Genomic DNA, 23,750 nt, shown 5'->3' with positions numbered 1-23,750 from the left:
TCGCCCGCCAATCCGCCCCATATGGGGTCGCGGCTCCATACACGAAGCCGATTTCCTATTCTAGACCGGAAGTGGTCGCGTGGCGAATGAGCACGGCACTGCGAAAGTGCCGGTGCGGTTGTGCCCAGAGCACCACCGACGCGCTGCTACGCCGCCTTCTCCACCAGCCGCGCCAGCTGCGTCATGACAACCGCTGAGCCAGCCAGCCGCTTCTCGGGCGTCGCCCAGTCACGGCTGAAGACGACGCTCTGGTCGGGTCGGATCTTGGCCAGCGAGCCTTGTTCGCCGATGAGCTTGACCAGCCCGACCGGATTGGGGAATTCCCGCTTGCGGAAATGGATGACGACGCCTTTCGGCCCGGCGTCGAGCTTCTCCACGTTGGCCTTGCGGCAAAGCGCCTTGATGAAGACGATCTTCAACAGATGCTTTACCTCTTCCGGCAGCGGCCCGAACCGGTCGATCAGCTCGGCGCCGAAAGCATCGATCTCTTCCGTATTTTCGAGATCGCCAAGACGGCGATAGAGCGCCAGCCTGAGCTGCAGATCCGGGACGTAGCTTTCCGGGATCATCACCGCCGTGCCGACGGCGATCTGCGGCGACCAGCCGCCGTCCTGCACCTCGCCGGAATCCTTCACTTCGGCCACCGCCTCCTCCAGCATCTGCTGGTAGAGCTCGAAACCGACCTCCTTGATGTGGCCCGACTGCTCTTCGCCAAGCAGATTGCCGGCGCCGCGGATGTCGAGGTCGTGGCTGGCCAGCTGGAAACCGGCGCCTAGCGTATCGAGCGACTGCAGCACTTTCAGCCGACGCTCGGCTGTATCGGTTAGCTTGCGGTTGGCGGGCAGCGTGAACAGCGCATAGGCGCGCACCTTCGAACGGCCGACGCGGCCACGCAACTGATAGAGCTGCGACAGGCCGAACATGTCGGCGCGATGCACGATCAGCGTGTTGGCGGTCGGTATATCGAGGCCGGATTCGACGATTGTGGTCGACAAAAGCACGTCGTACTGGCCGTCATAAAAGGCATTCATGATATCGTCGAGCTCGCGGGGCGGCATCTGGCCATGGGCCACCGCCACTTTCAGCTCAGGTACAGATTCGCGCAGAAAATCATGGATTTCCGCGAGATCGCTGATGCGCGGTACGACGTAGAAGGAATGGCCGCCGCGGTAGCGTTCTCTGAGCAGCGTCTCGCGGATGACCAGCGGATCGAAGGGCGAGATGAAGGTGCGCACCGCCAGGCGGTCGACCGGCGGCGTAGCGATCAGCGACAACTCGCGCACGCCGGTCAAGGCAAGCTGCAGCGTGCGTGGGATCGGCGTCGCCGACAAAGTCAGAACGTGGACGTCGGTCTTGAGATCCTTCAGCCGCTCCTTGTGCTTGACGCCGAAATGCTGCTCCTCATCGATGATCAGCAGACCAAGATTCTTGAACGAGATCGAGGAGCCGAGCAGTGCATGCGTGCCGACGACGATATCGATCTGGCCTTCGGCGATGCCCTTCTTGGTCTCCGCCAATTCCTTGGCGCCGACCAGCCGCGAGGCCTGGGCGACGCGGATCGGCAGGCCGGAGAAGCGCTGCGAGAAGGTCTTGAAATGCTGGCGCGACAACAATGTCGTCGGCACCACTATGGCCACCTGAAAGCCTTCCATCGCCCCAATGAAGGCGGCGCGAAGTGCAACTTCGGTCTTGCCGAAGCCGACATCGCCGCAGATCAGCCGGTCCATCGGCTTTCCGGCGCCTAGATCATCCATGACCGAATCGATCGCCGTCTGCTGGTCATCGGTCTCCTCATAGGGAAAACGCGCTGCAAACTCGCCATAGAGGCCTTCCGCCGGCACCAACGCCGGCGCGGCCCGCATCTGTCGCTCGGCCGCGATGCGGATCAGTTGCCCGGCCATGTCGAGCAGGCGCTTCTTCAGCCGCGCCTTGCGCGATTGCCAGGCGCCGCCGCCAAGCTTGTCGAGCGTCGCCTCGGCCGAATCCGAGCCATAGCGCGACAGCAGCTCGATGTTTTCCACCGGCAAGAATAGCCGATCGTCGCCGGCATAGTGGATTTCGAGGCAATCGTGCGGCGCACCGACCGCCTCGATGGTGCGCAGCCCGATGAAGCGGCCAATGCCATGGTCGGCATGGACGACGATATCGCCTGAAGACAATGCCGAAGCCTCGGCGATGAAGTCGGACGCGCGCTTCTTGCGCTTCGAGCGCCGGATCAGCCGGTCGCCGAGAATGTCCTGCTCGGCGACGACGACCAGTTTCTCAGTCTCGAAGCCGGATTCGAGCGGCAGCACGGCCAGTCCCGCCTGCCCTGGCTCAAGCCTTTCGGCTTCGGCAAGCGTCGCCACCGGCTTCAGATTGCCAAGGTGATGCTCGACCAGGATCTGGCCGAGCCGGTCGAGCGAACCTTCAGTCCAGCCGGCGACGACGACACGGCGGCGTCCAGCGCGCTCGTCGGAAATGTGTTTTACGACGACGTCGAAAACGTTGGCGTTAGGATCGGCGCGTTCCTCGACGAAGCTGCGGCCGTGGCGCGAGCCGGCATGGAACACCTTTTTCGCGCCGGCATCGGGCGCGTCGAAGGCCGTGAAATCTATCGCCTCGCGCGGGCCAAGCGAGGCAATCAGGTTCTCGGGCGACAGATAGAGCAGATCCGGCGGCACCGGCTTGTAGGGCACCGCGTCCTTCAAGGCGCCGTCGGCCTGCTTCTTGCGCGCTTCGTAGTGGTCGAGGATCAGAGTGTGGCGCTCGGCCAGTGCCTCATGCGCCAGATGGTCGAAAACCACAGGCGCATCGGGCAGGTAGTCGAAGACGGTTTCCAGCCGCTCATAGAAGAACGGCAGCCAGTGCTCCATGCCGGCAAACCGCCTGCCCTCGCTGACCGCCGCATAGAGCCCATCGTCGCGGGAGGGCGCGCCAAAGGCTTCGATGTAGGCGCGGCGGAAGCGGCTGATGGTTTCCGGCGTCAGCGCCACCTCGCTCATCGCCTGCAGCGCCATCGATTTGCGTTGGCCGATGGTGCGCTGGGTTGCGGTGTCGAAGACGCGGATCGATTCCAGCGTATCGCCGAAGAAATCGAGGCGCAGTGCCTCCGTCCAGCCGGGCGCGAAGAGATCGAGAATGCCGCCGCGCACCGCAAATTCGCCGATGCCGCGCACTGTCGGCACTCGCTCGAAGCCGGAATTCTCCAGCCGCGACACCAGCACGTTCATGTCTATCTGGTTGCCGGGTTTGGCGTGGAAGGTCTGCGCCTCGACGAGTTCAGCCGGCGGAATGCGTTGCAACAGCGCATTCGCAGTGGTGAGGACGACGGCGCGGTGCGGCTTCTTCGCCAGCGCAATCATTGCGGCCAGTGCATCGAGCCGCCTTGCGGCGGCATCGGCGCCGGGCGAGACGCGGTCGTAAGGCAGGCAGTCCCAGGCCGGCAGTTCCAGCACCGGCAGGCCCGGCGCCGCAAAGGCAAGCGCCTCGACGATCGCCGGCAGACGCTGGCCGTCGCGCGCCACGAACAGCACCGGCTTGTCGGGGGCGATCTCGTGCGCAGCCTGCACCAGCGCAAAGGCTTCGTAGCCGTCGGCGACGCCATCGACGATGAACTGGCCGGCGCGGCCTTTCGGCAGACCGATCGTAGGGATAAGGCTCATGGCTACACGTTGTTCAGAAGGTCATCTCCCGGCGCGAAGCCAGGATTTTTTGCAGGACGGCACAGTCGATATCCGCCGGAACCGGGCGTTCGCCAGTGACGAGAGGCAGGAATTCGGTGTCGGGAATGTCGAGGAGCCTCTCATATTGGTCGATCTCGTCGTCGGTCAAGGCGCCGATCTCGGCGTCGGCGAAGCTGCCGAGTATAAGGTCCATCTCGCGCATGCCGCGGTGCCACGAACGAAACAGAAGCTTGCGGCGGCGGGCATCGAGCCCCTCGCTTGATCGTTTCGTTCCGGTCATCTTGCAACATCCTTGCCCAGGCGGCGCATATAGCGTGGATAGAAGGCGGTGTCAGCCTTGCGCTACAGTCGCCGCAACATAAGCTGACATCATGCGTCCCTCCCTCCTCGATCCGCTGTTTGTCCCGATCACCTCGCTTGCCGGGGTCGGGCCAAAAGTTGGCGCCCTGATCGAAAAAGTCGTAGCAGCCGACCTCGGCGACCGGGCCGCGCGCGCCGGGGATCTCTTGTTCGTGCTGCCGCATACCGTCATCGATCGCCGCAACCGGCCTGGCATCGCCGGCTCGGCGGAAGGCGCCATCGTTACGCTCGACGTCCGCATCGACCGCCACCAGCCGCCGCCGCGCGGCAACAGGTCGGTACCCTACCGGGTCTACGCCCATGACGACACCGGCGAAATCGCGCTGACCTTCTTCCATGCCCATGCCGCCTATCTCGAAAAGGCGATGCCCGTAGGCGAGCATGTCGTCGTCTCCGGCCGCATGGAATGGTTCAACGGCCGCCCGACCATGGTTCACCCCGACCATATCGCACTTGCCGGCGACGCGGAAAACCTGCCGCTGGTCGAGCCGGTCTATCCGCTGACCGCCGGGCTCTCGGGCAAGGTGCTGCGCCGGGCCATCGGCCAGGCGCTGGCCCGCCTGCCGGTGCTGCCCGAATGGCAGGACGGTGAGTTCCGGCGCCGCCATGCCTTTCCTGCTTTCAGCGATGCGCTCAACCGCATCCACAATCCTGCCGACCCGATCGACGTCTCTGTCGACGGCGCAGCGTGGCGGCGCCTTGCCTATGACGAGTTCTTGGCCGGCCAGGTATCGCTGGCGCTGGTGCGGGCCAAGGTCCGCCGATTATCTGGCCGGCCACTTGTCGGCGACGGCCGCATAGTCGAACAACTGCGCGTGGCACTCCCCTATTCGCTGACCATGTCGCAGGAAATGGCGCTTGCCGAAATCAACGCCGATCTCGGTGACCCCGAACGCATGCTGCGCCTTTTGCAGGGCGATGTCGGCTCAGGCAAGACGGTGGTCGCGCTGCTTGCCATGGCGCGTGCCGTCGAGGCCGGCGGCCAGGCGGCATTGATGGCGCCGACCGAAATCCTGGCGCGCCAGCATCTGGCAACGATTGCGCCGTTGGCGGAACGGGCCGGCCTGCGTGTCGCCGTCCTCACAGGTCGCGAAAAGGGCCGCGAGCGTGCCGACACGCTGACCGGGCTGGCCAATGGTGACATCGACATTGTCGTCGGCACCCATGCGCTGTTCCAGGAAACGGTGACGTTCCGTGACCTCGTGTTCGCCGTCGTCGACGAGCAGCACCGTTTCGGTGTCCACCAGCGCCTTGCGATCACCGCCAAGGGCGACGCGCCCGACATGCTGGTGATGACGGCAACGCCGATACCGCGGACGCTGGTGCTGACTGCATTCGGCGACATGGATGTGTCGAAGCTGACGGAAAAGCCGGCCGGCCGCCAGCCGATCCGCACCGTCACCTTGCCGCTTGAACGGCTCGACGAACTGATCGGACGCATGCTCGACGCCGTCGCCGATGGCCAGAAAATCTACTGGATCTGTCCGCTGGTCGAGGAATCCGAGGAGATCAAGCTGATGTCGGCCGAGGACCGTTTTGCCTCGCTGAAGCCGCTGTTCGGCGACCGCGTCGGCCTGGTGCATGGTCGCATGAAAGGCGCCGACAAGGACGAGGCGATGCGCGCCTTTAAGCAGGGCGACACCCGTATCCTGATCGCCACCACCGTCATCGAGGTCGGCGTCGATGTGGCGGACGCGACAATCATGGTCATCGAGCATGCCGAGCGTTTTGGCCTCGCCCAACTGCACCAATTGCGCGGCCGGGTCGGGCGTGGCGACAAGCCTTCATCGTGCGTGCTGCTCTACAAGGATCCGCTCGGCGAGACGGCAAAACGCCGTTTGTCGGTAATGCGCGAGACCGAGGACGGCTTCCGTATCGCCGAAGAGGATCTGAAGCTGCGCGGCGAAGGCGAGTTGCTCGGCACCCGCCAGTCCGGCACGCCGGGCTTCCAGGTGGCGCGCATCGAGGCGCATGCCGACCTGCTCGAGGCCGCTCGCGACGATGCGCGGCTGATCCTGTCGCGCGATCCGGAATTGCAGTCCGAACGCGGCACGGCGCTGCGCCTGTTGCTCTATCTGTTCGGCCGCGACGAGGCCGTGCGGCTCCTGCGTGCCGGCTGAGGCATCGTGTCGAGCGGAGGATTGGCAAGCGCGCCGTGGATCTGCTCGCCGTTCACCGTCACCATTTTGACCGCCGGCGCCACCAAGCCGGCCGACACGATCAGCTTGGCTCCGTCCTCGATTGTCATGTCGAGCAGCACAATGTCGGATTTCGGCACATACATCAGAAAGCCCGTCGTCGGGTTGGGCGTACATGGCATGAATACGGCAATCAGCGGATCGCCTTCCCGGTCGAGCTTCTGGTTGATCTCGGTTTCCTTCTCGCTGGCGACGAAGACCAGCGACCAGACCCCTTTGCGCGGATATTCGACCAACCCGACCTGGCGGAACATGTCGCCCTTGTTCGACAGCACGGTCTCGAAAATCTGCTTCAGCGAACGGTAGATGCCGCGCACCAGCGGCATGCGGCCAAGCAGGCGCTCGCCGAAGTTGACGATGGCGCGGCCAACGATATTGGCGGTCATAAAGCCGATGAAGGTGATGAGGATCAAGGCAACGATCAGCCCAAAACCCGGCACTGGAAACGGGAGGTACGTGTCCGGATTGTAGCGTACCGGAATGTAGGGTTTCACCCAGGAATCGACCCAGCCGATCAGCGACCAGGCAATGTAGGCAGTAATCGCCAGCGGCGCGCAAACGACGAAGCCGGTCAGGAAATAGTTTCTCAGCCGGGTCATGCCTGAGGTCTTGAGAGCATCCGACATGGTTCACCGCAGCGTGTGTTTGCAGCGCGACACTACTGAACCCCAAGGCGCTTTGGAATGGCGAAGTTTTTAAAAGATCAACTATGCCGCGGCTTCCAGCGGTTCGATCTTCTCGAGCTCCGGTGCGAGTTTCTTCGCCTCGGTTTCAAGTTCATAAGCCTGCTGAAAATTCATCCAGAATTCCGGCGTGGTGTTGAAGAACCTGGCGAGGCGAAGCGCGGTATCAGGAGTCAGGCCGATCTCTTCCTTGGCAATGCGTTCGATACGGGTACGAGGAAGATTGAGCTTCTTCGCCAGCGCACCGGCACTCATACCGAGCGGGACGAGATATTCCTCGCGCAGGAACTCTCCGGGGTGAATTGGACGAACGAACTTGAGCATGGTTCAGAGACCTCAAGGGTTTAGGGCAAGTGCCCGCTCAATGGTAGTCGACGATCTCCACCTCTTCGGCGCCAGCGTTGGTCCATTTGAAGCAGATACGCCATTGGTCGTTGATACGAATTGAATGCTGCCCAGCTCTGCTCCCTTTCAGGGCTTCAAGGCGATTTCCGGGTGGCGATCGAAGGTCGTTCAATTGTGCGGCGTTTTCGTTCGCTCGAAGACGACGTTCGCCGCGGGCAACCAGATCCGGTGGAAAACCTTTCGGTGCCTTCCCCTCGGCAACCGCTTCCACCGCTTTGCCTTTGAACGAAACGATCAACTTCTGCCCTCGTCTTGTATCATACATTGATACAAGACAGGGTGCAAGAAATATGTATCAATAACTGATACTAAATTGTCGTTGGACCCTATCGGTAGCCGTTTGGAACCGATCATTCCACCGTTACCGATTTCGCCAGGTTGCGAGGCTGGTCGACATCCGTGCCCATGAACACGGCGGTGAAATAGGCGAGCATCTGGATCGGCAGCGCGTAGATGATCGGCGAGATGATTTCCGGCACGTCCGGCAAAACGATCGTCTCCATCGTCTTCACCGTAGCGTGTGCGGCGCCCTTGCTGTCGGTGATCAGGATGATCTTGCCGCCGCGTGCCGCGACCTCCTGCATGTTCGACACGGTCTTTTCGAAGATGCGGTCATGCGGCGCGATGACGATGACGGGCATGTTCTCGTCGATCAGCGCGATCGGGCCGTGTTTCAACTCGCCGGCAGCATAGCCTTCGGCATGGATGTAGGAGATCTCCTTGAGCTTCAGCGCACCTTCCATGGCCAGCGGAAAATTGGTGTCGCGGCCGAGATAAAGCACATTCTTGTAGTGCGAGAGGTCGCGCGCGACCTTTTCGATCTGCCCGTCGAGCTTTAGCACCTGGTTCGCATAACGCGGCGCTTCCGACAGCTCGCGTATCAGCGTTTTCTCCTGCTCCTGCGAAATCGTTCCGCGCGCCACGCCCGCCCGCACCGCCAGCGAGGCCAGCACGGAAAGTTGGCAGGTGAACGCCTTGGTCGAAGCGACGCCGATCTCCGGGCCGGCCAACGTCGGCAGGATGACGTCGGATTCGCGCGCCATGGTCGATTCGCGCACATTGACGACCGCGCCGATCTTCATGCCGGCCTTGCGGCAGTAGCGCAGCGACGCCAGCGTGTCGGCGGTCTCACCCGATTGCGAGATGAAGAAAGCGGCATCGTTCTTCGACAGCGGCATCTCGCGATAGCGGAACTCCGAAGCGACATCGATGTCGACCGGCAGCCGCGCATAGCGCTCGAACCAGTATTTGCTGATCAGCCCGGCGAGATAGGCGGTGCCGCAGGCCGAGATCGCCAGCCGGTCGATCTTGGCGAAATCGAACGGCAGGTCGAGCGGCTTCGAGACGCCGCTGACGAAATCAACATAATGCGCCAGCGTGTGCGAGATCACTTCCGGCTGCTCATGGATTTCCTTTTCCATGAAATGGCGGCGGTTGCCTTTGTCGACCATGAAGCTCGTGCTGAGCGACTGTTGGCGTTTGCGGTCGACCTTGTTGCCGCCCATGTCGAAGATATCGACCTCGTTGCGGCGCACCACCGCCCAGTCGCCGTCTTCCAGATAGGTGATCGAATTGGTGAAAGGGGCAAGCGCAATGGCGTCGGAGCCAAGGAACATCTGGCCATCGCCATGACCGACGGCGAGCGGCGGGCCGTTGCGGGCGCCGACGATCAGATCCTCGTCGCCCTTGAACATGATGGCGAGCGCAAAGGCGCCTTCCAGCCGCTTCAGCGCCTTGTGCGCCGCCTCAACCGGCTTCAGCCCCTTGGCCAGTTCGCGCGCCACCAAATGAGCGACGACTTCGGTATCGGTCTGCGAGGCGAAACTGTAGCCGTCGCGCATCAGCTCGTCGCGCAATTCGGCGAAATTCTCGATGATGCCGTTATGGACGATGGCGACGCCGTCGGAAAAATGCGGATGCGCATTGCTCTCGTTCGGAACGCCATGTGTGGCCCAGCGCGTGTGGCCGATGCCGATCATGCCGTCGAGCGGTTCGTCCTTCAGCCGGCGCTCGAGATTGACCAGCTTGCCCTCGGCGCGGCGGCGGTCAAGCCTGCCGTGCTCGATCGTGGCGACGCCGGCCGAGTCATAGCCGCGATATTCGAGCCTTTTCAGCGCATCGACGATAAGCGGCGCGACCGGCGAGTTACCGACAATTCCAACGATACCGCACATGGCGCTTGCCCCCGATTCCGACCTCAAACCCGGCGCTATTTAGAGACTGCCGGGCTGTCGCGAAAAATCACATTCCATTTCGTCCGGTATCAGCCGGACTATCCTGCACAGATGCACCATGACAGCGCGCACTTGCAATCCGGTTACTGCAATTGCTCAGTTTCTCCGCTTATGTATCCTATCTCGGCTCAACGGCTCCAGAAATCAGTCAAAGACATGATGCGGCTATGAACGAACGAATTGACACGGTGACGCTTTGGCGTCCGGTTGGGCCCCGCGAACTGGAGTTGATCCAGAGGGCAGGGATGCGCGCCTTTCCTCCTCGACTTGCCGATCAGCCGATCTTCTATCCGGTCACCAGCGAGGCCTATGCCACCCAGATCGCCCGAGACTGGAATGTGCCCGCGAGCGGATCAGGTTTCGTGACGCGTTTCGAGGTGCGTCGCAGCTTTCTGGACCGTTACAGCGTCCAGCATGCCGGCAGCCGGGCGCATCTGGAATACTGGATCCCGGCCGAAGACCTGTCGGCCTTCAACGATGCAATCGTTGGCGAAATCCAGCTTGTCGCCGAGTTCCGCTAGTCTACCCTTTTTTACGGGCCACCGCGGCCTGAGAAAAACGCTCTCGCAACTCCTTGCCCTTGCCGGCTAGAGTCCGCTGGCGGGCGCGGCCGAAGGCCAGCGCATCGTCGGGTACGCTTTCGGTGATGACGCTGCCCGAGGCGATGTAGCCGCCCTTGCCGATCGACACCGGCGCCACCAGCGAGGAGTTCGAGCCTATGAAGGCGCCCTCGCCGATATCGGTGAAGAATTTCGAATAGCCGTCATAATTGCAGGTGATGGTGCCGGCGCCGATATTGGCACCGGCGCCGATGCGGGCATCGCCGATATAGGTCAGATGGTTGACCTTCGCGCCCTCCTCGACGATCGCCTGCTTGACCTCGCAGAAATTGCCGACCTTGGCCTTGTTTCTCAGATCGGCCCCGGGCCGCAGCCGCGCGAACGGCCCGACATCGCAATTCGACGCGATGGTGGCGCCTTCGATATGGCTGAAGGCATGGATCTTGGCGCCCGTCGCGATTTTCACGCCCGGTCCGAACCAGACATTGGGCTCCACGATCGTGTCGGCACCGATCTCGGTATCGTGCGAGAAGAACACGGTTTCGGGCGCGATCAGCGTAACGCCGGAACGCATCGCCTCGCGCCGGCGGCGCGCCTGCCAGATACCTTCCGCCTGGGCAAGCTCGGCACGGTTGTTGATGCCGAGCGCGTTCTCGAAACTTGCTTCGGTGGCGACCACATCAAAACCCTGCGCAGCGGCGATCTCGACGATGTCGGTGAGATAATACTCGCCCTTGGCGTTCTTGCTGCCGACTTCATCGAGCAGCTTCAGCGCGTGCCTGCCGGCGACCGCCATCAGCCCGCCATTGCAGAAGGTGATTTTCTTCTCCTCGTCCGAGCAGTCCTTCTCCTCGCGGATGGCCACGAGCTTGCCGGCCTTTTCGATAAGCCGGCCGTAGCCCGAAGGATTTTCCGTACGGAAGCCGACCACGACGACGGCCGCACCTTCCGCCAGCTTCAGCCGCGCCGCCGCGAGCGCTTCCGGATCGATCAACGGCGTGTCGCCAAACATCACCAAGATGTCGTCATAACCTTTTGATATTGCTGCGCGTGCGGCAAGCACGGCGTGCGCGGTGCCGAGACGTTTTTCCTGAACGAAAGCCTCGGCCTTCGGCGCAAACTTGAGTGCGGCCTTGCGCATCTCATCGGCGCCATGGCCGATCACCAGCGCCAACTCGCCGCTGCCCGCGGCCTCGGCCGCCTTCACAACATGGGCAACCATCGGCAGGCCGGCGATTGTGTGCAGCACTTTCGGCACTGCACTCTTCATGCGCGTGCCTTCGCCGGCGGCGAGGATGATGGACAGGCAGGATCTCTGGCTCATGGGGACAGCAACCGTTGAAAGGGGTCTGGAATCGAAGCGTTAGTAGCACCGGCGCCATGCTGCACCAATGCGGTTAAATTCCGGTGAGACGGTGGAACCTCCAACCCGCGACACGCTCAAGCCGATCGGCTCAGGCGGCTTCCGCCTCGTTGCGTGATGCGAAACTGGAGGCTCGGCCACGGCCGTATTGCCGTGGCGAACAGTTCATGACCCGCTTGAAGGCTGTGCTGAAGGCGCTTTCGGATTCGTAGCCGAGCGAAAGCGCTATGACGGCGACGGGATCGCTGGAATTCGTCAGCCGGTCGCCGGCCAGCAGCATTCGCCACCGCGTCAAATAGTCCATCGGCGACGCGCCAACCGTCTCCTTGAATCTGAGCGCAAAGGTCGATCGCGACATGCCGGCCCGTTCCGCCAGTTCCTGTAACGTCCAGCCATGCGCCGGATCGTCATGCATGGCGCTGATCGCCGCGCCGATCTGTTTGTCCGCGAGGGCAAAGAGCCAGCCGATGCCGCCTTTCAATCCTTCCGAAAGATGCAGCCGCAGCGCCTGAACCAGCATCATGTGGGCGAGGTGCTGGATCACCAGAAAGCCGCCCGGCTGTGACTCGCGCAGCTCCTGCATCATCCGCTCCACCGACCAGCGCAGCGCCGACTGGTCCGACTCTTTGCGGATATGCACAATGGCTGGCAGCATCCGCAACAGGATGCCGGCATGATTGCCGCCAAGCGCGAAGCGGCTGCTGACCAGAAAGAAATCACCGCCGCCATTGTGGGTCACGACACCGCCGGCCCGCGCTGGCGGAAAAATCTTGACGGCTTCAACAGGCGACAAGCTCATGTCGCTTGCAAGGCGGAAAGGCCGTCCACTCGGCAGCAGGAAGCAGTCGCCCGTCTCAAGGCGCACTGCGTCGGCAACGCCCTCCACTAATAGCCAGCACCGGCCGGAGATCACCGCTCCGGTCTTGATGCTTTGCTGCTGGTCGGGGAACTGGATCGACCATTCACCACCAGCATCGAAACCGGCCGACATATAGTTTCGCGGCTTCAGCAGCGAGAGCACATCTGAAAGGGGATCCACAGGTCATTCCGGACGATTGCGAAGATAATACCGACTTTACCGCATAGATCGTATTTTCTCAAGCGCCTATCACGACACAACTGTGCCGCGAAAATGGTCGTGGTCAGAAACGAACAAGAGAAGTCGTGATGCGTGTTTTCGTTACCGGAGCGACCGGATTCGTCGGTTCTGCCGTCGTTCAAGAACTCATCGGCGCCGGCCATCAGGTGCTCGGCCTCGCCCGCTCGGCGGCGTCGGCCAAGTCGCTTGCAGCCACCGGAGCCGAGGTGCATCGAGGTGACCTCGAAGACCTCGAAAGCCTCAGCAGGGGCGCAGCGGCAGCTGATGGAGTGATCCATACCGGCTTCAACCACGACTTCTCGAAATTCGCGCAAAATTGCGAGATGGACCGGCGCGCCATCGAGGCCTTGGGCGGTGCACTCGAAGGCTCCGAGCGGCCCCTGCTCGTCACCTCCGGAACCGCGCTCCAGGCGCGGGGCCGTATCGCGACCGAGGAAGATGCGCCTGTCCCCTCTTCCGCTTCGTATCCCCGCGCCTCCGAAGCGACAGCCGCCGCGCTGGCGGCACGCGGCGTGCGCGCGTCGGTTGTGCGCCTTCCTCCGTCGGTCCATGGCCAAGGCGACCACGCCTTCGTTCCTATTCTCATCGACCTCGCTCGCAAGAAGGGCGTGTCGGCCTATATCGGCGAAGGGCTCAATCGCTGGCCTGCCGTGCATCGGTTCGATGCCGCCCGCGTTTACCGGCTTGCGCTCGAGCATGGAGCCGATGGCGGGCGATATCACGCGATCGCCGAAGAAGGCGTGCCGTTCAAGGACATCGCCGGCGTGATCGGCCGGCGCCTGAACGTGCCGGTCGTCGCCAAGTCCGCGGAAGAAGCCGCCGATCATTTTGGCTGGTTCGCGATGTTCGCGGCGATGGATGTCCCGACCTCGAGCGAGCGGACTCGCGCGCTGCTGGGGTGGGCGCCGAGCGGACCCGGGCTCATCGCCGATATCGACCAGCCGGGCTATTTCGAAGGTGAATGGACCGCGTAGCTGCGGTGCCCTGCGCCGCAGCTACGGCCTCGCGCTTCGGCCGGGCGGCAAACCTATCCCAATTGCCCCAGCACCGGAAAATTCTCGAGCAACCAATAGGACACCGCCTGCACGCCGCCGGTCAGGAAAAACACGCCGGCGACCACCAGCAACGCGCCGATGGCCTTTTCGACGCGGCCGAGATGGACGCGGAATTTCCCGAGAAAGCGCATGAAGGCGCCTGAAAACAGCGCCGCAACGAGGAAGGGAATACCGAGGCCGAGCGAATAGGCGGCAAGCAGCAGCGCGCCCTCGCCCACCGTCTCGCGGCCGCCGGCAAGCGTCAGGATCGGCCCCAGCACCGGGCCGATACAGGGCGTCCAGCCAAAGGCGAAGGCCAGGCCCATTACGTAAGCGGCGATCAGGCTGGCCGGCTTGCCTTGTGACTGGAAGCGCGCCTCGCGTGAAAGCAAAGGGATGCGCAGTACGCCGAGGAAATTCAGCCCCATCAGGATGATCAGCACGCCGGCCGCCATTGCCAGCGGCTCCTGCCAGACCCGCAGCAGATGGCCGATGGTCGAGGCACCGGCGCCGAGCGCGACGAAGACGGTCGAGAAGCCGAGCACGAAGGCGATGGAGGAATTAACCAGCGCGCCTCGCGCACCGGCCTTTGCCGTAATGCCGGCCTCGCCGCGAAAATCGTCGACCGACACGCCGGCCATATAGCACAGGTAAGGCGGCACCAGCGGCAGCACGCAGGGGGACAGGAAGGAAATCGCTCCCGCCCCGATCGCACTGACATAGCCGACGTCCAATGCCATTTCCGTCTCCCGATGACTGCGCAGCCATATAGCCGCGACGGCGGTCGTCCGCCAATCACCATCGCGTGGCCCCATCACATTGGGTAGCAAGTCGACGCCCGCCCGGGAAGAAAGGGCAGCCAGGCAGCGTTGATCAAACGAAGCTGCGTTGTTCCGCGCGCTTTTCGAATGATCCAGGGAGAAGTCCATGAAAACGATCCCAATTGGCATGGCCGCGCTTTTGCTCGGCACTGCCGCATCCTTCGCCGCCGAGGCGTGGAAGGAAGCGGAGGTCGGCGGCACCAAGATCTACACCGACGCCAGCGGCATGACGCTCTACACCTACGACAAGGACGAGGCGGGCAAGTCGAACTGCTACGACAAATGCGCCGCCAATTGGCCGCCGCTGAAGGCTGACGCCAACGCCAAGGCCGAGGGCGAGTGGACGATCGTCGACCGCACCGACGGCACCAGGATGTGGGCCTACGAAGGTAAGCCGCTCTACACGTTCATCAAGGACAAGAAGACCGGCGACGTGACCGGCGAGGGTGTCGGCGGCGTCTGGCACATCGCCAAGGCCGACTAGGCCTTGAGCTTCTGATCGGCTGTAACAGGCGGTAACACGGTTGGTCGCTGGGAACTCGACCCAACCGCCCTGGCGGCCAGCTTTTCAGCACGGTACTTCCTTGCGACTGTCCGAGCAAAATGCCGGGCTACCGATTGCGCGCTTCACAGCATCTGTTCAAGCAGGGCTGGCGCGTGCTCGATGTTTCTCTTATATCCGCGGGAGAGTTTGTCCCGTTCTCCAGGATCAATTGCCGGGCTTGTCCAGTGATAGGCTGGCCATTTCCCTTATCCAGGATTGCGGAAAATCGCATGGCGCCGTTAGGTTGCACATTCGGTACAGGGCCGCATTTTGACTGCTTGGCCTTGACCGGATGCAAAAGCGCGGCCATGTGAGCGACACATTGAACGAGATTTCGTCGCGCGCAGCGGAATTCTTCTGCCGCATCACAACTGATATGAGACCGTATGGACGTCGTCGTCGTCGAATCGCCGGCCAAGGCGAAGACAATCAACAAATATCTCGGCAAGAACTACAAGGTTCTGGCCTCGTTCGGCCATGTCCGCGATCTGCCGGCCAAGGATGGCTCGGTGCGTCCGGATGAGGACTTTGCCATGTCCTGGGCCGTCGACACCGCGTCTGGAAAGCGTCTCGCCGATATTGCCAAGGCGGTCAAGGACGCCGACGGGCTGATCCTCGCCACCGATCCGGACCGCGAGGGCGAAGCGATCTCCTGGCATGTCCTGGAAGTGCTGAAGCAAAAGCGCGCGTTGAAGGACAAGCCGGTCAGCCGCGTCGTCTTCAACGCCATCACCAAGGCGTCCGTGCTGGAGGCGATGGCCAATCCGCGCCAGATCGACGCGCCGCTGGTCGATGCCTATCTCGCCCGCCGCGCGCTCGACTATCTGGTCGGCTTCACGCTGTCGCCCGTGCTGTGGCGCAAGCTGCCCGGCGCCCGCTCCGCCGGCCGCGTCCAGTCGGTGGCGCTGCGTCTGGTCTGCGACCGCGAATCCGAGATCGAGCGCTTCATCCGCGAGGAATACTGGCAGGTCGCCGCCATTCTCGGTACGCCGCGCAAGGAAAATTTCGAGGCGCGGCTGACCGCCTTCGAGCGCAAGAAGCTGCAAAAGCTCGACATTTCCAACAAGGCGCAGGCCGACGACATCAAAGCGATGCTCGAAGGCGCCAGCTTCAAGGCGGCGTCTGTCGAAGCGAAGCCGACCAAGCGCAATCCCGGGCCGCCCTTCACCACCTCGACGCTGCAGCAGGCAGCCTCATCGGGTCTCGGCTTTTCGGCCAATCGCACCATGCAGGTGGCGCAGCGGCTCTATGAGGGCATGGAGATCGGCGGTGAGACCACCGGCCTGATCACCTATATGCGGACCGATGGCGTGCAGATGGCACCGGAGGCGATCTCTGCCGCACGCGATGCGATTGCCAAGGAATTCGGCCCTAAATACCTGCCTGAAAAGCCGCGCTACTATTCCGCCAAGGCCAAGAATGCCCAGGAGGCGCACGAAGCGATCCGTCCGACCGATTTCATGCGCACGCCGGCTTCCGTCAAGCAGTATCTCGACGCCGACCAGGCGCGGCTTTACGAGATGATCTGGAAACGCGCCATCGCCAGCCAGATGCAGCCGGCCGAGATAGAGCGCACCACGGTCGAGATAGAGGCAGTCAACGGCCCGCGCACCGCCGAGCTTCGCGCTGTAGGCTCGGTTGTTCGCTTCGACGGCTTCCTTGCCGCTTACATCGAGCAGAAGGAAGAAGATTCGGAAGACGAGGAAAGCCGCCGCCTGCCCGAGATCCGTGCCGGCGAGCAGCTCACACGCGAGGCGATCAACGCCACCCAGCACACCACCGAGCCGCCGCCGCGTTATTCGGAAGCTTCGCTGATCAAGAAGCTGGAAGAGTTGGGCATCGGCCGGCCGTCGACTTATACGGCGATCCTGAAGACGCTCGAGGATCGTGACTATGTCACCATCGACAAGCGCAAGCTGGTGCCGCAGGCAAAGGGCCGGCTATTGTCGGCCTTCCTCGAAAGCTTCTTCGAGCGTTATGTCGAGTACGACTTCACCGCTTCGCTGGAGGAAAAGCTCGACGAGATTTCCGACGGCAAGCTCGCATGGAAGGACGTGCTGCGCGATTTCTGGAAGGATTTTTCCGGCGCCGTCGCCGACATCAAGGAGTTGCGCGTCACCGACGTCCTCGATGCATTGAACGAGGAACTGGCGCCGCTGGTCTTTCCCGCGCGCGAAGACGGTTCGAACCCGCGTATCTGTCCGAAATGCGGCACCGGCAACCTGTCGCTGAAGCTCGGCAAGTTCGGCGCCTTCGTCGGCTGTTCGAACTATCCCGAATGCTCCTTCACCCGCCAGCTCGGCGACGCCGCCAATCCCAATGGCGAGAACGGCGGTGGTGAAGACGGCACCAAAGTGCTCGGCAAGGACCCCTATACCGCCGAGGAGATCACGCTGCGCAATGGCCGGTTCGGCCCCTATATCCAGCGCGGCGACGGCAAGGATGCCAAGCGTTCCAGTCTGCCCAAGGGCTGGACGGTCGATTCGATCGATCACGAAAAGGCGCTCGCCTTGTTGTCGCTGCCGCGCGACGTCGGCAAGCATCCGGAATCCGGCAAGATGATTTCGGCCGGGCTGGGGCGCTACGGGCCGTTCGTGCTGCATGACGGCACCTACGCCAATCTCGACAGCATCGAGGACGTGTTCTCGATCGGCCTCAATCGCGCCGTCTCGGTGATCGCCGAGAAGCAATTGAAGGGCAAAGGCGGCCGCAATGGCGGCACAGCCGCTGCGCTCAAGGAACTGGGCGAGCATCCTGCCGGCGGCGGCAAGATAGTCGTGCGCGACGGCAAATACGGGCCTTATGTGAATTTCGGCAAGGTCAATGCGACGCTGCCGAAGGGCAAGGATCCGCAATCGGTGACGATCGAGGATGCGGTGGCGCTCATTGCGGAAAAGGAAGCCAAGGGCGGCAACGGCGCCAGGAAGCCCTTCCGCAAAGCGGCCGCGCCTGCGAAGAAACCGGCTGCGGCCAAAAAACCGGCGGCCAGGAAAAAGGGATAGGACGGATTGGCGCGCAAAGTCTCCGGAAGAAGCCACGGCGATCTGCGCACCGCCGATACCCGTGCCAAGGTCAGGGACAATTACCGGCCTTCACGCGACGAGATACTGCGTTACATCGCCGAAAATCCGGACCGCGCCGGAAAACGCGACATCGCCAAGGCGTTTGCGCTACGCGGCGAAGACCGTATCTGGCTGAAGGACGTCTTGCGCGACCTGCAGGATGAAGGCCTGCTGACCAAGGAGCGCAAGCGGCTTGCCCGTGTCGGCGCCCTGCCCCACGTCGCGGTGCTCGACATCTTCGGCCGTGACGCCGACGGTGTGCTGCTGGCGCACCCGACCGAAGCGATCGGCAATGGCGAACCTCCGGTCATAGCGATCCGCGTGTCGCGCGGCGGCAATGGCCCGACGCCGGGCATCGGCGACCGCGTGCTGGCCAAGACCTTTCCGACCGACGATCCGGCAGGCCCGGCCTATACCGGCCGGGTGATGAAGATATTCGAGAAGCGCACCGATGCGGTTCTCGGCGTTTTCCGTGTGCTGAAGGACGGCACGTTCCGCATCGAGCCGGTGGAAAGGCGTCAGCCGGAGCTGGTCGTCGACAAGGAATTCCAGAACGGCGCCAAGAACGGCGACCTGGTCGAGGTCGAGCCGGCGCGGGCCTCGCGCTACGGGCTGCCGCGAGCCAAGGTTCTGGCGGTGTTGGGGTCGCTGACCAGCGAAAAGGCGGTCTCGATGATCGCCATCCACGCACACGACATTCCGCATATTTTCCCCGCCGACGTTATCGCCGAGGCGGAGGCGGTCAAGCCGGCGACGCTTGCCGGCCGCGAGGATTGGCGCGAGCTGCCGCTGCTCACCATCGATCCGGCCGACGCCAAGGATCATGACGACGCGGTGTTCGCTATGCCCGACACCGACGAGAAGAACGCCGGCGGCGTGGTTGTCACCGTCGCCATTGCGGATGTCGCTGCATACGTGCGCTATGCCACGGCGCTCGATCGCGAAGCGCTGAAGCGCGGCAATTCGGTCTATTTCCCCGACCGCGTCGTGCCGATGCTGCCGGAGCGCATCTCGAACGACCTCTGTTCACTGCGCGAAGGCCAGGATCGTCCGGCGATAGCGGTGCGGATGACTTTCTCGGCCGATGGCCACAAACTCAGACACTCCTTCCATCGCGTCATGATGAAATCGGCGGCGAAACTCGCCTATCAGCAGGCGCAAGCGGCGATCGACGGCGCACCGGATGACACGACTGGCCCGATCCTCGATACGGTGCTGAAGCCGCTATGGGACGCCTACGCGATCCTGAAGCGCGGCCGCGACACGCGCCAGCCGCTTGAGCTCGATCTGCCCGAGCGCAAGATCCTGCTCAAGCAGGACGGCACCGTCGACAAGGTCGTCGTGCCGGAGCGGCTCGACGCGCACAAGCTGATCGAAGAGTTCATGATCCAGGCCAATGTCGCCGCCGCCGAGACACTCGAGGCGAAGCGCCAGGCGCTGGTCTACCGCATCCACGATGCGCCCTCGCTCGCCAAGCAGGAATCGTTGCGTGAATTCCTGCAGACGCTCGGCATGTCGCTGGCGCGCGGCGCGCAAATGCGGCCGAACCAGTTCAACGGCATCCTCGCTCGCGTGCGCGGCGCCGACAATGAGGGGCTGGTCAACGAAGTGGTGCTGCGCTCGCAGAGCCAGGCCGAATATTCGCCCGCCAATATCGGCCATTTCGGCCTCAACCTGAAGCGCTACGCGCATTTCACCTCGCCGATCCGCAGATATGCCGACCTGATCGTGCATCGCGGGCTGATTGCCGCACTCGGCCTTGGTCCGGGGGGCCTGACGCAGGACGAGGCGGAGCGGCTGGAAGAGGTCTCGGCGCTGATTTCGGCGACCGAGCGGCGCGCGATGGCCGCCGAGCGCGACACGGTCGACCGGCTGATCGCCGCCTATCTCGCCGAGCGCATCGACGACCGTTTCGACGCCCGCATCTCGGGCGTCACCAAATCGGGCCTGTTTGTCCAATTGCCGCAGTATGGCGCGGATGGCTTCATTCCGGTTTCAACCCTGGGCGGCGACTACTATATATACGACGAAACTGCTCGATCGCTTTTCGGAGAACGCACCGGCAAGGGCTATCAGCTTGCTGATCGCGTCGAGGTTCGCCTGATCGAGGTGGCGCCGATGGCCGGCGCGATGCGTTTCGAGATGCTGACCGAGCCAAAGCCGCTGCCCGGCTCCAAACGGTCGTTCCACAAGGCCAAAGGCCGCGCCCGGGCGTCGCAATCGCGTCCAGGCTCGCGCGGCAGGAGACGGTAATGCCAACAGAACTGCAGGTGGAAGAACGGATTTTCGGCGGCGAACATCACTCGGGCCGGACCGCCCGGCCGCTATGGACGGCAATGAAGCGCGGCATGCTCGGCCGCTGCCCGCATTGCGGCGAGGGCAAGCTGTTTCGCGCCTTCGTCAAGACCGTCGACAAATGCGATCATTGCGGCGAGGAACTTCACCACCATCGCGCCGACGACCTGCCGGCCTATCTTGTGGTGGTCATTGTCGGCCACATCGTGCTCGGCGCCTTCATGGGTGTCGAAGCGACCTCGACGCTGTCGACCTGGCAGCACATCGCCATCTGGGTGCCATTGACCATCATTCTCGCCGTCGTCCTGCTGCAGCCAGTCAAGGGCGCTGTCATCGGCCTGCAATGGGCATTTTATATGCACGGCTTTGGCGGTGAAGAAGATCTGATCGAGTCGCATCCCGAGGCTTGAAACCGAGGCTGGCGCAATCGGCATGGCTGGACGCCACTTCCGCATCGGAGAAGATTCCGCTAGGTCGAGCGCATGGACGTTATGACCAAGGCGGAAATCGACAAGGTTGAGCGGATCGCGCTCGATGCCAAGCCTATACGCCCGCGCGACGCCGCGACGCTGATCCTGCTCGACCGCAAGGGCGACGAATTCCTGGTGCTGATGGGCCGGCGCCACGCCCGTCATGCCTTCATGCCGGGAAAATTCGTGTTTCCCGGCGGCCGCACAGATCCGGCCGACAGCCGCATCCCGATAGCCACCGCACTTCATCCCGAGGAAGAAGCGAGATTGACCGCTGGCATCGGCCGCACCAGCCCGGCTCGCGCCCGCGCCATTGCCTTGTCGGCAATCCGCGAAGCCTATGAGGAGGCCGGCCTGCTGATCGGTCAAAAAGGCGTGTTCGCAACCGCCAGGCGCGACTGGCAGGGCTTTGTCGAACACGGCGTCATCCCATCACTGCAAGCGCTGCGCTTCGTCGCACGCGCCATCACCCCGCCCAACCGGGTGCGCCGCTTCGATACGCGCTTTCTCGCCGCATGGCGCGACGATGTCGCCGTGCAACTGCCGGATGGCGGTCCGACCGACGAGTTGGAAGACGTCGTTTGGCTGCCGCTGGCCAAGGCCCGGCAAGCCGATATTCCAGACATCACGCGCACGGTCCTGGAGGAGCTGGAAACCCGGCTCGCCCGGGATCCGCTGCTGAGCCCCGGCGGTCCCGTGCCGTTCTACCGGCTTGTCCGCAATCGCTTCGTCCGCGAAATTCTCTAGAGCAGCCAGGCATTCCATGACAGTCGATATCCAGCCGCAGGGCAAGGAACGCGTACACTGGCTGCCGATGGTCGCGGCGATCTCGTCGATCAGCGTCGTCGGCATTGCCATCGGCCTTGGCATGCCGCTGCTCAGCGTGATCCTGGAAACGCGTGGCCATTCCGCGTCGATGATCGGTCTCAACACCGCGGTCGCCGGCCTCGCCTCTATCGCCGGCGCGCCGCTCGCCACTCCGCTTGCCATGCGGTTCGGGGTCGCCTGGACGATGCTTGCCATGATTGCGGCCGGAGCGCTGGCCTTTGTCGGTTTCCATTTCGCGCCAGCTTTCTGGATGTGGTTTCCGCTGCGCGTGCTGCTGCATATCGCGCTGACGGTGCTGTTCATCCTGTCGGAATTCTGGATCAGCACCTCGGCGCCGCCACACCGGCGCGGACTGGTCCTCGGCATCTATGCCACCGTGCTGTCTCTCGGCTTTGCCGCCGGGCCTTGGCTGTTCGCCCATCTCGGCAGCAGTGGCTTCCTGCCCTTCGGCGTTACCATCGCCTTGGTTACGCTCGCTGCCATACCGGTCCTGGCGGCACGCAACGAGAGCCCGACGATCGTCTCGGACGGCGAAACCAGCAATTTCCTGCGTTACATCTGGCTGGTGCCGACGGCAACCGCCGCCGTGCTGGTGTTCGGCGCGGTCGAGACCGGCGGCTTTGCACTGTTCCCGGTCTACGGTAGCCGCATCGGCTACTCAGAGGCGGACGCCGCCCTTTTGCTCACCATGATCGGGCTTGGCAATGTGCTGTTGCAGATCCCGATCGGCATGATCAGCGACCGCGTCAGCGACCGCCGCTATCTGCTGATGGCCTGTGCCACTGTCGGGCTTGCCGGCACGGTCTTCATGCCGTTCTTCGCGCATAACTGGCATTTGATGGCAGCGCTTCTGTTCATCTGGGGCGGTGTGGTCGCCGCTATGTATACAATCGGTCTTGCTCACCTCGGCTCCCAGCTTTCCGGCCACGAACTGGCCTCCGCCAACGCCGCCTTCGTTCTCTGCTACGGCGTCGGCATGGTGCTTGGCCCGCAGGCAATCGGCATCGGCATGGACGCTTTCGGGCCGTCGGGCTTCGGTTGGGCGCTCGGCCTGTTCTTCGCCTGCTATATCGTGCTGGTCGGCACCAGGCTGCTCCGCAAAATCCTCTGAGTCGGCCCAGCTGCCGACATCGCTCCCACTGCTGACCAACTCCTGACACAACCATGTCAGGAGGGCTCGAGTATATGCTCCCCCAAAATGCATAGCAGGGAGACCTCGGATGATCGATAGTGGCTTTGAAACGAAATCGCTGCGGATGGAATTGCTGCTGCTGGTGACCTTTCAGGCACCGGCAGCCGATGTCGACCGCATCATGGAGGCGGTGGTCGCGATCGTACCGCTCGGAATGGGCAAATATGACAGCAATGCTTTCCAGTCGGCGGACGGCATCGAACGCTACCGGCCGCTTGAAGGTGCCGCCGCCGGCGCCGAGACGGAATTGCGCAGGCGGCCAGGGACTGTCGAGGTGTCGTTCGAACTGCCTGACGACCAGAAGCTCGCCGCTCGCGTCGTCGAAGCGATTTACCAGGTTCACAGCTATCAGGAGCCGGTGATCCGCATTCAGCCACTGCTTGCCAGCCGCTCCAAGGGTCTCGACGACCGCGCCAACCCGAACCGCTGGTGGAACACGACGGGAGACTGGAAGAAGGCGTTGCAACGGGAAACCGTCGCGGCGGAGTGACCGGAACCTGGTCGTATCTCGGTTTGAATTTGGCTGTCAGGAAGCCTGCCGATGAATGATGAAGCAAACCGCAAACCGGCAAGCGATCCCCAGGACCTGGCGCGGCTATTGGTTTCTCGCGAGCAAGCGGGAGACGCGGAAGGAATGGCTGCTCTTTACGAACCCGGTGCCATCCTCGCTACCGGCAACGGACAGTTGGCCTGCGGCAGAGATGCCATCCGCCGATTTTACGCCAAGTTGGTGGCAGCGGGACGAAAGTTTGATCTCGGAGATCAGCGTCCGGCTATCATCAACAGGGATTTGGCGCTCACTTCCACGCGCCTTGCCGATGGCACCGTTACTGCGGAAATCGCTCGCCGGCAAGGTGACGGGAACTGGCTTTGGGTGATCGATCAGCCGTCCATCGCTCGATACTCATAGCTAGCATTCAAACTGAGACGCCACCCG

The 23,750-nt window shown here is 63.0% G+C and carries 20 protein-coding genes; 11 read left to right on the top strand and 9 right to left on the bottom strand.

All coding sequences use genetic code 11. From position 1 onward, the window contains the following. Positions 1-146 precede the first annotated feature (146 nt). Together mfd and NKK47_RS02285 are read right to left on the bottom strand one after the other, a co-directional pair. The gene (gene mfd / locus NKK47_RS02290; RefSeq protein WP_352455659.1) at positions 147-3,644 is read right to left on the bottom strand and encodes a transcription-repair coupling factor; all 3,498 of its coding nucleotides are present in this window, start codon (positions 3,642-3,644) and stop codon (positions 147-149) included. A 13-nt stretch (positions 3,645-3,657) separates the two neighbouring features. Next, positions 3,658-3,945: an FAD assembly factor SdhE gene (locus tag NKK47_RS02285; protein WP_352455658.1), complete on the bottom strand. Its 288-nt coding sequence runs from the start codon at positions 3,943-3,945 to the stop codon at positions 3,658-3,660. A 91-nt stretch (positions 3,946-4,036) separates the two neighbouring features. Here NKK47_RS02285 and recG point away from each other — a divergent pair, with 91 nt between their 5' ends. Next, positions 4,037-6,145 carry an ATP-dependent DNA helicase RecG gene (gene recG, locus NKK47_RS02280; RefSeq protein WP_352455657.1) on the top strand — a complete coding sequence of 703 codons (2,109 nt, stop codon included), beginning with the start codon at positions 4,037-4,039 and terminating at the stop codon, positions 6,143-6,145. Here the strand turns inward: recG and NKK47_RS02275 are convergent. The 4 genes from NKK47_RS02275 to glmS all read right to left on the bottom strand — a co-directional run bounded on the left by NKK47_RS02275 (position 6,097) and on the right by glmS (position 9,485). Further along, positions 6,097-6,849 carry a DUF502 domain-containing protein gene (locus NKK47_RS02275; RefSeq protein WP_023680026.1) on the bottom strand — a complete coding sequence of 251 codons (753 nt, stop codon included), beginning with the start codon at positions 6,847-6,849 and terminating at the stop codon, positions 6,097-6,099. The two genes, recG and NKK47_RS02275, sit on opposite strands and share 49 nt — an antisense overlap. Positions 6,850-6,930: 81 nt before the next feature. Beyond that, positions 6,931-7,230 (bottom strand): HigA family addiction module antitoxin, encoded by a 300-nt coding sequence (locus NKK47_RS02270; protein ID WP_031212869.1) that lies wholly within the window; start codon positions 7,228-7,230, stop codon positions 6,931-6,933. A gap of 37 nt (positions 7,231-7,267) precedes the next feature. After that, positions 7,268-7,549, bottom strand: coding sequence for a type II toxin-antitoxin system RelE/ParE family toxin (locus NKK47_RS02265; RefSeq protein WP_023680028.1), 282 nt, complete (start codon positions 7,547-7,549; stop codon positions 7,268-7,270). Positions 7,550-7,661: 112 nt separating this feature from the next. Beyond that, positions 7,662-9,485 (bottom strand): glutamine--fructose-6-phosphate transaminase (isomerizing), encoded by a 1,824-nt coding sequence (gene glmS / locus NKK47_RS02260; protein WP_352455656.1) that lies wholly within the window; start codon positions 9,483-9,485, stop codon positions 7,662-7,664. Between the two features lie 227 nt (positions 9,486-9,712). On the opposite strand from glmS, the gene NKK47_RS02255 reads away from it, so the two are divergent. Further along, positions 9,713-10,066 carry a hypothetical protein gene (locus tag NKK47_RS02255; protein ID WP_023679968.1) on the top strand — a complete coding sequence of 118 codons (354 nt, stop codon included), beginning with the start codon at positions 9,713-9,715 and terminating at the stop codon, positions 10,064-10,066. A gap of 1 nt (position 10,067) precedes the next feature. On the opposite strand, the gene glmU is transcribed toward NKK47_RS02255, so the two are convergent. Continuing rightward, on the bottom strand, positions 10,068-11,429 hold the full coding sequence (glmU, locus tag NKK47_RS02250; RefSeq protein WP_352574949.1) for a bifunctional UDP-N-acetylglucosamine diphosphorylase/glucosamine-1-phosphate N-acetyltransferase GlmU: 1,362 nt from the start codon (positions 11,427-11,429) through the stop codon (positions 10,068-10,070). Between the two features lie 130 nt (positions 11,430-11,559). Next, entirely contained in the window at positions 11,560-12,507 is a 948-nt protein-coding gene (locus NKK47_RS02245; RefSeq protein ID WP_352455653.1) for an AraC family transcriptional regulator, read from the bottom strand. A 128-nt stretch (positions 12,508-12,635) separates the two neighbouring features. On the opposite strand from NKK47_RS02245, the gene NKK47_RS02240 reads away from it, so the two are divergent. Beyond that, positions 12,636-13,541 carry an SDR family oxidoreductase gene (locus tag NKK47_RS02240; RefSeq protein ID WP_023679971.1) on the top strand — a complete coding sequence of 302 codons (906 nt, stop codon included), beginning with the start codon at positions 12,636-12,638 and terminating at the stop codon, positions 13,539-13,541. 53 nt (positions 13,542-13,594) lie between these two features. On the opposite strand, the gene NKK47_RS02235 is transcribed toward NKK47_RS02240, so the two are convergent. Further along, positions 13,595-14,341, bottom strand: coding sequence for a cytochrome c biogenesis CcdA family protein (locus NKK47_RS02235; protein WP_031212847.1), 747 nt, complete (start codon positions 14,339-14,341; stop codon positions 13,595-13,597). Between the two features lie 187 nt (positions 14,342-14,528). Here NKK47_RS02235 and NKK47_RS02230 point away from each other — a divergent pair, with 187 nt between their 5' ends. From NKK47_RS02230 to NKK47_RS02195, 8 genes are all read left to right on the top strand, one after another. Continuing rightward, positions 14,529-14,906, top strand: coding sequence for a COG4315 family predicted lipoprotein (locus NKK47_RS02230; protein WP_352455652.1), 378 nt, complete (start codon positions 14,529-14,531; stop codon positions 14,904-14,906). Positions 14,907-15,352: 446 nt separating this feature from the next. Continuing rightward, on the top strand, positions 15,353-17,968 hold the full coding sequence (topA, locus tag NKK47_RS02225; protein ID WP_352455651.1) for a type I DNA topoisomerase: 2,616 nt from the start codon (positions 15,353-15,355) through the stop codon (positions 17,966-17,968). 6 nt (positions 17,969-17,974) lie between these two features. Next, complete coding sequence (rnr, locus tag NKK47_RS02220) at positions 17,975-20,281, top strand: ribonuclease R (protein WP_502896617.1); 2,307 nt, start codon at positions 17,975-17,977, stop codon at positions 20,279-20,281. Continuing rightward, complete coding sequence (locus NKK47_RS02215) at positions 20,281-20,733, top strand: DUF983 domain-containing protein (protein ID WP_023679976.1); 453 nt, start codon at positions 20,281-20,283, stop codon at positions 20,731-20,733. Before rnr ends, NKK47_RS02215 begins: the two co-directional genes overlap by 1 nt. A gap of 72 nt (positions 20,734-20,805) precedes the next feature. Further along, complete coding sequence (locus NKK47_RS02210) at positions 20,806-21,540, top strand: NUDIX hydrolase (RefSeq protein ID WP_352455650.1); 735 nt, start codon at positions 20,806-20,808, stop codon at positions 21,538-21,540. A 16-nt stretch (positions 21,541-21,556) separates the two neighbouring features. Then, positions 21,557-22,732 carry an MFS transporter gene (locus NKK47_RS02205; RefSeq protein ID WP_023679978.1) on the top strand — a complete coding sequence of 392 codons (1,176 nt, stop codon included), beginning with the start codon at positions 21,557-21,559 and terminating at the stop codon, positions 22,730-22,732. Positions 22,733-22,841: 109 nt separating this feature from the next. Then, positions 22,842-23,303 carry a YqfO family protein gene (locus NKK47_RS02200; RefSeq protein WP_352455649.1) on the top strand — a complete coding sequence of 154 codons (462 nt, stop codon included), beginning with the start codon at positions 22,842-22,844 and terminating at the stop codon, positions 23,301-23,303. Positions 23,304-23,354: 51 nt separating this feature from the next. Beyond that, positions 23,355-23,723: a YybH family protein gene (locus NKK47_RS02195; RefSeq protein WP_352455648.1), complete on the top strand. Its 369-nt coding sequence runs from the start codon at positions 23,355-23,357 to the stop codon at positions 23,721-23,723. The last annotated feature ends 27 nt before the right edge of the window (positions 23,724-23,750 follow it).

The organism is Mesorhizobium sp. M0019 (assembly GCF_040323975.1).
In the GTDB taxonomy this organism is placed as follows: domain Bacteria; phylum Pseudomonadota; class Alphaproteobacteria; order Rhizobiales; family Rhizobiaceae; genus Mesorhizobium.
The sequence above is the reverse complement of the archived record's forward strand: the minus strand, read 5'-3'. Positions and strand labels throughout refer to the sequence as shown.